This is a genomic window from Stenotrophomonas sp. HMWF023 (assembly GCF_003060985.1).
GTDB lineage: Bacteria > Pseudomonadota > Gammaproteobacteria > Xanthomonadales > Xanthomonadaceae > Stenotrophomonas > Stenotrophomonas lactitubi.
Genome location: NZ_QAIJ01000255.1, coordinates 15,492 through 26,304 on the forward strand (window position 1 = coordinate 15,492; position 10,813 = coordinate 26,304).

A 10,813-nucleotide genomic window follows, 5' to 3' on the forward strand; every position below is an offset into this window, starting at 1 on the left:
GCTGGCGCAGGTGCTCCAACCACGACGCCGCCACGAAATATTCCAGATGGATGCCCGGGGTCGCCACATCCTCGACCACGCCCCAGACCAGGGCGCCATCGCGTCGACGGATCGTCCCCAACGTGCGCATCTGCGCCTGGAACGCGGCACGATCGGCGGCATCGATGCGATATTCGATGGTCACCAGCACCGGTCCGCGATCATTCGACACCGGTACCGACAGTTCCGGCGCTGGCCAGTGGCCGGCCGGGCTCAGGTTCAGATCTTCGGCACCGGCTATGCGCACTCGCCACACCAGCAGGCCACCGATGACCGCGCCGACTGCGGCCACCAGCAATGCCAGTTCCGGCGATGTGCGCTGCGCCAGCGCGCCCCAGCTCAGGCCACCGGCCGCCATGCCGGCCGAGAACACCATGATGTACAAGGCAAGCGCCCGTGCTCTCACCCAGGCCGGCACCGCTGTCTGGGCTGCGATCTGCAACGAAGACAGCACAGTGATCCACGCAAAGCCATTGACCAGCATCACCAGCGGCAACACGTACCAGCTGCGGGTCAGCGCCAGGCCGGCCAGGCTCGCAGCCAGCGACAGGGTGGCCAGCAGCACCAGCAGGTCGCGGTCGAGTTTGGCCCGCAACTTCGGCAGCAGCAGCGCACCGCCCACCGCGCCAATGCCGATGCAGCCCAGCAGCACGCCGTACTGCCCTGCCCCGCCCTGCATCTGCCCGCGCACCACCACCGGCAGCATCGCGTTCATCGCTGCGGCAAAGAAGAAGAAACCGGCCGATTTGATCAATACCGCCTGCAGGCGTCCGGCTCGGCTTGCATAGCGCAGGCCGGCCTTCAGGCCAGCACCGAATCCTTCCGGAGGCAGGCTGGATGCCTTCGGATCGCGCTTCCAGCCCCACACCACGAACAGCATTGCTGCAAAAGTGATGGCGTTGAACCCGAAGGCCCACACCGCACCCAGCTGGGCCACGATCACGCCACCGATGGCTGGACCGATCGAACGGGCGATGTTGATGCCGATGGAATTGAGTGCCACCGCCGAGGCCAGCATCGGTTGCGGCACCAGCTCGGAGACGATCGCGGCCTGCGCCGGCATCGCCATCGCCGCGCCGCAGCCCATGCAGAAGGTCAGCAACACCAGCAGCTGTGGTGTCAGCAGGTCCATCGCCGTAAGCACCGCCGTCACTGCCGCCACCAGCAGCATCCAGCCCTGGGTGAACAGCAGGTACTTCCGGCGATCGACGATGTCGGCCAGGGTGCCGGCAGCCAGCGCCAGCAGCACGATCGGCACGGTGGTGGCCGACTGCACCAGTGCCACCATCAACGCCGAACCGGTGCGTTCGGCCATCACCCAGGCCGCAGCGACGTCGTTGACCCAGGTACCGATGTTGCTGGCCAGGATCGCCAGCCAGATCGAACGGAACATGCGGATCTTCAGCGGCGACCAGGCGCCATCGGCCTGCGGGGAGTGTTGTGACGCGGATGCGTTCACCATTGCCATGCTCCAACGATTGAGGCGAACAGCGTGTCCTGGCCGCCGGCCTGCTTCAGTGCAGGGCCCGCATCGACCCAGGCCAGCTGCAGCTGCCATTGCCAGCGGTCATTGACCTGCCAGCGGGTTTCGGATTTGTACTGGGTACCGATGCGACGTGCGCCACCTGCACTGCCGGGCAGCACTGTCAACGGCGCCGGCGTGGTGTAGACCGCATCGGCGCGCCGCTGCTTCCAGGCCAGCTGTACACCCAGCTCGGTGGTCACCGCGTCATGCAGGCGCAGTGCCAGTGTCGGTTGCAGATCCATCAGGTTGGCCGGCGCCAACAGGCTGGCTTCGCTGAAATAGGCGGACTTGGGAAACAGTGCATTGAACGTACCGAGCCGACCATCACCTGGACCGGCATCGCCGCTGGCGATATCGGCCTTCAGACCCAGGCGCGGTTGCAGCGGCAGCCCGGCCCAGCGCCAGCCGGTATCGGTGGCGAGGGTCCATGCGCGGATGTCCAGATCGCCGGTCACGGCCTTCAGCTCACCGCCCTGCACCACCAGCTCGGTATTCCAGTCCAGCGCACCGGACTGACCGAACCAGCGCGCGCCCAGGGTCTGCCGCCGTTCGGTACCGCTGCCTGCGGCGAAGCGCGCGCCCTCGCGACGATAGTCCAGCAGATAGAGATCCCACTGGCTGCTGCCTGCACCCTTCGCCGTCGTGGCATACACGCCGATCAGGTGTGCACCGCGCTCACCGCGGTCATCGAACGCACCCGCGCGGTTCTCCACTGGGCGCAGCGCCATCAGGTCCAGCGCGCCCAGCCGGCCCTGCCAACCTACCCGTGCACCATCAAACGCCAAGCGGATGTTCGGTCCATCGCGCACCGACAGCAGGCGCGAGCTGCCATAGCCTGCTTCCTGCCTGCCCAGCTGCACGTGCATGCCAGCGCCGGCCCAGCGCCAGTACGCCTGCTGCACGTCCAACGCACCGCGATCGGTACGACCTGGACCGCCGGCCTTGCCGCGCTCGGCATGCGCACCCAGCTGCAGCTTCGCCTGCCAGTCATCGCGGGCGAAGGTAGCCGACGCCAGCGCACGCAGCAGGCTGTAGCCATCCTCGCCGCCACCGACGCCGAACCGGGTCGGGTCGTAGTACATGCCACGCAGGCGCAGCGACGCATCCCACTGCAACTGGCCATCGCCAACCGCGGTACAGGCGCCGCCGTCGCAGGCCAGCGCCAACGATGGCAATGCCAGTGATGCCAGGGTCAGAACGCGAAGCACGAACATCCCATCGCGCCCCAGAACGCGGTCAGGTCGTCGGTTGGCGCGGCATGGCGGGCCGCATGTCCGTGCGCACCATGGGTGCTGCACGCTGCGCCGTGATGATGATGGTGGGCCGCCGCGAGGCCAGTGGCTGCGCCGCCGACGTGGTAGCCGCCGAACCGGTTCACCGGCGACCAGTCCGGCATCGCTGGAGGCAGCTGCGGCGCCAACCCGGCGTAGTCGCCATCCCCATGCACGATGCGGCCACCCACCACGGTCAGCAGGCTGGTGATGTCGGCGATCTGCTGCTCGTCGACACGGAAGAAGTCCGCCGACAACAGAATGAAGTCGGCGAGCTGGCCTGCCTTCAGCGTGCCCTTCACCGCTTCGTCGCCGGAAAACCAGGCACTGCCCTGCGTCCACAGGCGCAGGGCCTGCTCGCGTTCCAGCAGGTTTTCATCGCCGTACAGGGCCAGGCCACCGACGGTGCGCCCGGTCACCAGCCATGACAGCGCCACCCAGGGGTTGTAGCTGGCCACGCGGGTGGCGTCGGTACCGGCGCCGACCGGCACGCCCTCGGCCAGCATCCGCTTCACCGGTGGCGTGTGCCGCGCCGCCTGCACGCCATAGCGCTGCACGAACGCCTCGCCCTGGTAGGCCATGCGGTGCTGCACGGCGATGCCGCCGTTCAGTGCGCGGATTCGCTCGATGTTGCGCGGGGTGATGGTCTCGGCGTGGTCGATGAACCAGTGCAGGCCATCGAACGGCACCTCGCGGTTGACCTGCTCGTACACGTCGAGGATGCGGCTGATGCTCTCGTCGTAGGTCGCGTGGATGCGGAACGGCCAACGCTTCTCCACCAGCAGTTTCACCACGTCGTGCAGTTCCGGCTCCAGCTCCGGCGGCAGCTCCGGGCGCGGCTCGTTGAACAGTTCGAAATCGGCTGCCGAGAACACCAGCATCTCGCCGGCACCGTTGTGGCGCAGCAGGTCATCGCCCTGGCGCGGCTGCAGCATCTCGCTCCAGCCGCGGAAATCACTCACCTCGCTGCCCTTGTTCTGGGTGAACAGGTTGTAGGCAATGCGCACGGTCAGCTGCTGATCGCGGTGCAGCTGCTCGATGACCTGGTAGTCCTCGGGGTAGTTCTGGAAACCTCCTCCCGCGTCGATCACCGAGGTGATGCCCAGGCGGTTCAACTCGCGCATGAAATGGCGGGTTGAATTGGCCTGGTACTCGATCGGCAGTTTCGGCCCCTTGGCCAGGGTCGCATACAGGATCAGTGCATTCGGCTTGGCCAGCAGCAGGCCGGTCGGGTTGCCCAGCGAATCGCGCACGATCTGCCCGCCAGGCGGGTCCGGGGTCTCCTTGGTGTAGCCGCAGGCACGCAGCGCCGCGCGGTTGAGCAGCGCGCGGTCATACAGGTGCAGCAGGAACACCGGCGTATCCGGGGCGATGTCGTTCAGTTCCTGCAGGGTCGGCAGGCGCTTCTCGGTGAACTGGGTAGCGGTGAATCCACCGACCACACGCACCCACTGCGGTGCGGGCGTGCGGTCAACCTGCGCCTTCAGCATGGCCATCGCATCGGCCAGCGAGCGCAGGCCGTCCCAGCGCAGCTCCAGGTTGTAGTTCAAGCCGCCGCGGATCAGGTGCGTATGGCTGTCATTGAGACCCGGCACCAGGCGCCGTCCCTGTGCATCGATGAGGGTGGCTTCGCTGCCCCAGTCGCGCATGATCTGTTCATCGCTGCCGACGGCGACGATGCGCCCCTCCTGCACGGCCAATGCCTGCGCATGCGGTTGCTGCGGGTCGAGCGTGGTGATGCGTGCGTTGCGGATGACCAGCGTGCTCATGCGACGCTCCTTGGAAGGGGATTCGATGGCCGCGGCGGTGCCACCAGCCAGGCCCAGCGCCAGGGCGGCACCGGTGGCCAGCACCACGTTGCGGCGGCCAGGATCTTGAGGTTCGTTGCTCATGCGATGTCTCCAGAAAGAACCAGGCCATCCACCGCCCACGCGCCGGGCCCGGCCAGGGCGATGGCCAGCAACGCCAGCGTCCACAACAACGGATATTCGGCACCGCCGCGCATCCAGAACCATCCTTTGGGCAGCGCCAGCAGTGCGGTGAAGGCGATGAACGCGGCAGCCACAAGCGCGGCGATCCGGGTCTGCCAGCCCAGCATCACCGCGGTGCCGGCCACCACCTGCAGCAGCGCCAGCAGCAGTGGCAGCGGCGCCGCCGCAGGCAGGCCGAAGCCACGCAGTTCGCCGGCAAGACCTGCCAGGCCAGGCCCGTTGAACCAGCCGAACAGTTTTCCCAGCGCGTGCGGCAGCAGGAATCCTCCCGCCGCCACCCGCAGGATCAGCAAGGCCAGGTCGAGGCCATGGCCATCGCGCACGCTCAGTGCCCGCCTTCCTGCGCGCCGAACATGGTCTTGGCGTACTGGATGCCGACGCCATAGCCGCCCGCATGGTCGCGGGCGATACCGGTGGTCAGGTCGTAGGTTTCACCGCGCGCCCAGTCGCGCTGCAGTTCCAGCAGGTACTGCACGCTGGTGATCGGCACTGCACCGGCCTGCACCATGCGGGTGATCGCGCGTTCGTGCGCCTCTTCGCTCACATCGCCGCAGGCATCGGTGATCACGTACACCTCGAACCCCTGCTCCAGCGCCGACAGCGTCGGGCCGACGATGCAGACGCTGGTCCACAGCCCGGCCAGCACCAGCCGGCGCTTGCCGATGCGGTTCACCTCATCGATCACCGGCTGGTCTTCCCAGGTGTTCATCGACGTGCGATCGAACACCGCCTGTCCCGGGAAGATCACCGGCAGCTCCGGGAACATCGGGCCGGAGAACGACTTCTCGGCCACCGTGGTCAGCAGCACCGGCACGTTGAAGCCCTTTGCGCCTTTGCTGATCAACGACACGTTGTTGCGCAGCGCGGAGATGTCGATGGTGTGGGTGGCGAACGCCATCTGCGACTGGAAGTCGATCAGGATCAGGGCGTGATCGATGGGTGACAGCAGTGCGTTGGCGGGGGTGGCGGTGGCGAGGCTCATGGGTGGACTCCAGTGGAGGAAACAACAAGGGGAAGGGCGAGCGCCGCATCGCCGGCCAGATACTGGCCGGGGCTGCAGCCGGTCTCGGCGCGGAAGCTGCGGACGAAATGGCTCTGGTCGAAAAAGCCCAGGTGCTGGGCCAGGCAGGTCATCGACTGCCCGTGGGTCGCCAGCAGCTGCCGCGCACGTTCAATGCGCCGTCGACGCACGTAGCGAAGCGGGCTGGCACCGGTGCCACTGCGGAACAGGCGCACCAGATGGAAACGGCTGACGCAGGCGACCTCGGCCAGCTCGGTGACCCGCAGCGGCTGCGACAGGTGCTCATCGATGTAGCGCAGCGCACGCTGCAGGGCGGCCGACTGCTGGGGCGCCAGCATGGGCATGGGCTGGGCGGGCGAAAGAACGGTAACCATGCTCGGGCGCCGCAGCGGGGGTGGCCCATGGTGCGGCGCCAGCCGTCGGCGCCCTACCCCCAACGGTCGAGGTCAACACTCACCCGATCGGGGGAGGCGGTCGTCGCAACCGTCGCCGGCCGAACAGGCGCGCGTCGAGCGAATAGGCGCCTGGCCCCAGCAGCAACAGTGCCAACGGCAGCAGCGACCATGGCAACGCCGCGCCCTGCCAGTAGAGCCCCGGCACCGCCAGCGCGACCGCCAACGGCGTCAACAGCCCGGGCAACAGCAAGCCCGTTGCCGCCAGGCACAGCCACCACGACCCACCTGCAGCAGTGCCTGGCAGCAACAGCGCGCTGGCCACGCACACTCTCAGCCACAACAATCCCAGGCCCGGGCCGCGATCGGGAAACATCACATACAAGCGCTGCATCGCCGGCCTCCCTCTTCCATGTCGGCGTGATAGCCGACACCGCTGCATCGCGCCTACCCCATTCGGGTCACCTGCGCCTGCCCCGCACCTGCCAGAATGAGCCCCATGCGTGGCCACATCTTCCCTCTCCCGCGTCGCCTGCCGGCGCTGCTGTCGTGCCTGCTGTTATGGATCGCCCTGCCCGTGCTCGCTGCACAGCATCCGGTGATCAGCGACGGCATGCCCGGCTACCAGCACACCGCGTGGCGGGTGGGCCAAGGGGCGCCCGGCGATATCTGGGACATCGCCCAGGATCGCGAAGGCATGCTGTGGCTGGCGACCGGCTCGGGCCTGTACCGCTTCGACGGTCGCCGTTTCGAACGGCAGACGGCTCCGGCAGGTGCCAGCTTCCCCTCCACCAACATGGTCACGCTCGGCCTCGACGGCGAGGGTGACGGCCTGTGGATCGGCTATTTCCAGGCCGGCATCAGCCAGTTCTCGCCGCAGCGGCTGCGCAGTTTCGGGCGAGCGCAGGGCGTGCCGGTGGGCGTGGTCCCGCGCTTCGCGCATGACCACAACGGACGCCTGTGGGCCGCAGTCAATGGTGGCCTGCGCAGGTTCGACGGGCAACGCTGGCAGGCTCCGGCCGCCGATGAAGGCGTGCCACAACGTCGTGTGCAATGGCTGCTGCAGGACAGCTACGACACCTTCTGGGTGCTGGCCGACCTGCACATCTGGAAGCGCGCGGCGGGAAAGACCGCATTTGAGAACACCGGCATCGCCGTCTCGCAGATGGCGACCCTGGCGGAAAGTCCGCAGGGCGAGATCTGGCTGGCCGACCGCATTCGCGGCACTTCGCCACTGGCCAACGCGCAGGGGCTGCTGCCCCCCAGCGAACGTGAAGCGCGGCGCATGCCGGACCTGGTGGCCGCGCGGCTGCAGTTCACCGCCGATGGCGCACTGTGGGCCACGCTGAGCCCGCACGGTGGCGTCGCCCGCGTCACCTTCGATGGCCAGCAGGCCGTGCGCATCGAGCGCTTCGACACACCGCAGGGCCTCACCGCGACCTCGGCGGTGCCGGTCATCGCTGACCGCGAAGGCAACCTGTGGGTCGGCACCAACCTCGGCCTCAACCGCTTCCGCGCCCGCAGCGTGCAGACGCTGGCCGTCGGCCCCAGCGATCCTTACCGCTCGCTGGTACGTGGCAGCGACGGCCGCGTGTACGGCTACGGCGAAGACCTCAAGTTGTTCGACCTGCAGCGCCCGCTGCTGGCCGGAAGCGCGGCGCAATTGCAGGCCGCCGCGCAGCGAGCGCCCACGCCGGTCTGGCAGTTCGACTGGATCAACCTCGCGCGCACGGTGGGCGGCCACACCACGCGCATTCCACTACCCGCACCGTTCACCGGCCAGCCCCTGCATGCCCTGCTGTTTGCCGATGATGACCAGGCCTGGGTCTGCGCCGGCGAGCAGGCGGTGCTGCAGTACGCGGATGACCGCTGGCGACGCGAGACACGGCTGCCCGAGCAGGCCTGCTCGTCGCTGGCGCGTGCCAGCAACGGCGCACTGCTGCTTGGCTATTCCGACGGCACGCTGCGCCGCCTGGATGCCGCATCGATCAGCACGTTCGGCGCGGAACAGGGGCTGTCGGTCGGCCCGATAACCGCGCTGCTGCAGCATGACGATCTACTGCTGGTTGCCGGTGAGGCGGGCCTGGCCGCGCGCCTCGGCAACGGCCGGTTCCTGCCCGTGCGCACCAACACCACCGGCATCCTCGAAGGCATTACCGGCATGGTCGCCGATGCGCAGGGGCGGCTCTGGCTCAACGGCAGCCGCGGCCTGGTGCGGCTCGAAGTCGCTACCCTGCGCAGCGCACTGCGCGACGGCCAGCCCGTTGCCCCGCGCCTGTTCGATGCCGTCGATGGCATGCCCGGCATTGCTCTGCAGAGCGGCCCCATCCCGACCGCCGTACTAGCCGCCGACGGCCTGCTGTGGCTGGCCACCAACCAGGGCCTGGCGTGGCTGGACACCCTGCAGCCGCACATCAACACCATGGCGCCTGGGGTGCGCATCGGCGACGTGCTGTATGGCACCACCCAGACGCCGTTGCAGGAGGGGCTGCGCCTGCCGGCCGGAACCTCCCAGCTGCAGATCGACTATGTCGCGCTGTCGCTGGCGCGGCCCGAGCGCAACCGCTACCGCTACCGCCTGTCCGGCGTGGACGAAGGCTGGCAGGACGCCGGTGGCAGCACGCGCGCCTACTACACCAATCTGGCACCGGGTCATTACCGCTTCGAGGTGGAAGCCGCCAACGAGGACGGCATCTGGAGCCGCGCGCCAGCGATCCGCAACTTCCGGATCGCGCCCACGTTCCTGCAGAGCACCTGGTTCAAGTTGTTGTGCGTGGTGCTGGTGCTGGGCGCGCTGATGTTGGCCATCCGCATCCGCAGCGGCCAGCTCGCAATGCTGTTCCGCGCGCGCCTGCAGGAGCGCAACGGCGAGCGCGAACGCATCGCACGCGACCTGCACGACACCCTGCTGCAGGGCAGCCAGGGGCTCATCCTGCGGCTGCATGCCATCAGCCAGTCCGCACAGACACCGGAGCCGGTGCGTACCCAGCTGGAGGCGGCGATGCAGTTGGCCGAACAGAATCTTGCCGAAGGCCGGGAGCGGGTCAACGCACTACGCGACGGACCGTTTGCCGGTCGCGACCTCGCCTCGGCGCTGGCCGATGTGCACGCCGAATACGCGGGCCAAGGCACCAACCCGCTGCGCCTGACCGTGGAAGGTAGCCCCCCGCCCCTGCAGACCGATGCCGCCGAAGAAGTGTTCCTGATCGGGCGCGAGGCCATCCGCAACGCGTTGCGGCATGCACAGGCCAGTGCCATCGAGGTGGAACTGTCCTACGGCACCCGCTGTTTCCTGCTGCACGTACGCGATGATGGTGTCGGCATTGCCGACCAGGATGCCGGCCGCGGTCACTGGGGCATGCAGGGCATGCGCGAGCGCGCACAGCGGCTGGGCGCGGAACTGCAGCTGTGGACCCGTCCGGGACTGGGTACTGAAGTGGCGCTGTCCGTGCCGGCCCGTCGCCTGTATCACCGCCGTCCCTCGCGCTGGCGCTGGCCCTGGAGCAGACCCACCCATGACTGAATCCCTTCCTCCCATCGGCGTGCTGGTGGTTGATGACCATCCCCTGCTGCGCGATGGCCTGGCGGCACTGCTGAGTACGCACGCAGACCTGCGCCTGCTCGGCGAAGCCGCCGATGGCGAAGAGGCGCTTGCCCGCTACCAGCAGCTGCAACCGGATGTGGTGCTGATGGACCTGCAGATGCCACGCATGGACGGCGTGGAAGCGATCGTGCGGATCCGCGCGCTTGATCCACGTGCACGCATCATCGTGCTGACGACCTACCGCGGTGATGTGCGTGCGGTGCGCGCCCTGCAGGCCGGCGCCAGCGCCTACCTGTTGAAGGACACGCTGCGCCACGAACTGGTGGACACCATCCGCACGGTGGCCAGCGGCCGCCGCGCACCGATACCGGCACAGGTGGCGGCCAGCATCGCCGCACATGTAGTGGAAGACCGGTTGTCGCCGCGCGAAACCGAAGTACTGCGCCACGTGGCCGGCGGCCTGTCGAACAAGCGCATCGGCGAACGCATGCAGATTTCCGAGCAGACGGTGAAGGCGCACATGAAAAGCCTGATGGACAAGCTGGGCGTCGGCGACCGCACCCACGCGGTAACCCAGGCGCTGCGCCGCGGAATCATCAGCCTGGATGACACCGGTCAGGATTGAAGGGGGTTCGGCCGGGCTGCGCCCGGCACCCGCCGAATCAACGTCAACGTCAACGTCAAAAGCGGGCTACCCGTGGGATGGCGAGGTGGGTCCGGTTGCGGGGGACGCCGTAAACCCGTCCTTGGGGGCTTGGCCGCGGCATCCATGCCGCGGACACCCCCGCAACCGGACCCACCCCGCCTTCGACAGATCTCCGCGATCTGCCCGGATGACATGACCTGCTCTTGGTAGGTGTCGACCTTGGTCGACACGTAGATCCACGCCATGCGTGGATGCTCTTCGTTCAATTGTCGAAATATTAGATTTCGATGGAGATTCATCCAGCATGGGATGGGTCCATCAGACACCAGAAAACTGTCGAAGGTGGGGCGGTGTCGGATTGCGGGGTGTCAGCCGCATGGATGC

At 67.9% G+C, this 10,813-nt stretch carries 9 protein-coding genes; 2 read left to right on the forward strand and 7 right to left on the reverse strand.

The genetic code is table 11. The annotated features are described in order from the left end of the window. From DBR20_RS14330 to DBR20_RS14360, 7 genes are all read right to left on the reverse strand, one after another. Positions 1-1,501, reverse strand: a 1,501-nt coding sequence (locus DBR20_RS14330; RefSeq protein ID WP_108266644.1) for an MFS transporter, incomplete at its 3' end; no start/stop codon positions are given. Continuing rightward, entirely contained in the window at positions 1,495-2,778 is a 1,284-nt protein-coding gene (locus DBR20_RS14335) for an alginate export family protein (protein WP_108266636.1), read from the reverse strand. The genes DBR20_RS14330 and DBR20_RS14335, both read right to left, overlap by 7 nt. After that, positions 2,757-4,604 (reverse strand): amidohydrolase, encoded by a 1,848-nt coding sequence (locus DBR20_RS14340; protein ID WP_181393092.1) that lies wholly within the window; start codon positions 4,602-4,604, stop codon positions 2,757-2,759. The genes DBR20_RS14335 and DBR20_RS14340 overlap by 22 nt, the downstream gene beginning before the upstream one ends. A gap of 119 nt (positions 4,605-4,723) precedes the next feature. Beyond that, positions 4,724-5,149 (reverse strand): DoxX family membrane protein, encoded by a 426-nt coding sequence (locus DBR20_RS14345; RefSeq protein ID WP_108266638.1) that lies wholly within the window; start codon positions 5,147-5,149, stop codon positions 4,724-4,726. Positions 5,150-5,151: 2 nt separating this feature from the next. Further along, a complete protein-coding gene (locus DBR20_RS14350) occupies positions 5,152-5,808 on the reverse strand; it encodes a hydrolase (RefSeq protein WP_108266639.1) in 657 nt (218 codons plus the stop codon). After that, entirely contained in the window at positions 5,805-6,185 is a 381-nt protein-coding gene (locus DBR20_RS14355) for an AraC family transcriptional regulator (RefSeq protein WP_258223372.1), read from the reverse strand. Before DBR20_RS14355 ends, DBR20_RS14350 begins: the two co-directional genes overlap by 4 nt. 115 nt (positions 6,186-6,300) lie before the next feature. Next, the gene (locus tag DBR20_RS14360) at positions 6,301-6,633 is read right to left on the reverse strand and encodes a hypothetical protein (protein ID WP_108266641.1); all 333 of its coding nucleotides are present in this window, start codon (positions 6,631-6,633) and stop codon (positions 6,301-6,303) included. Between the two features lie 96 nt (positions 6,634-6,729). On the opposite strand from DBR20_RS14360, the gene DBR20_RS14365 reads away from it, so the two are divergent. Then, positions 6,730-9,762: a sensor histidine kinase gene (locus DBR20_RS14365; RefSeq protein ID WP_108266642.1), complete on the forward strand. Its 3,033-nt coding sequence runs from the start codon at positions 6,730-6,732 to the stop codon at positions 9,760-9,762. Beyond that, complete coding sequence (locus tag DBR20_RS14370; protein WP_108266643.1) at positions 9,755-10,408, forward strand: response regulator transcription factor; 654 nt, start codon at positions 9,755-9,757, stop codon at positions 10,406-10,408. Before DBR20_RS14365 ends, DBR20_RS14370 begins: the two co-directional genes overlap by 8 nt. The last annotated feature ends 405 nt before the right edge of the window (positions 10,409-10,813 follow it).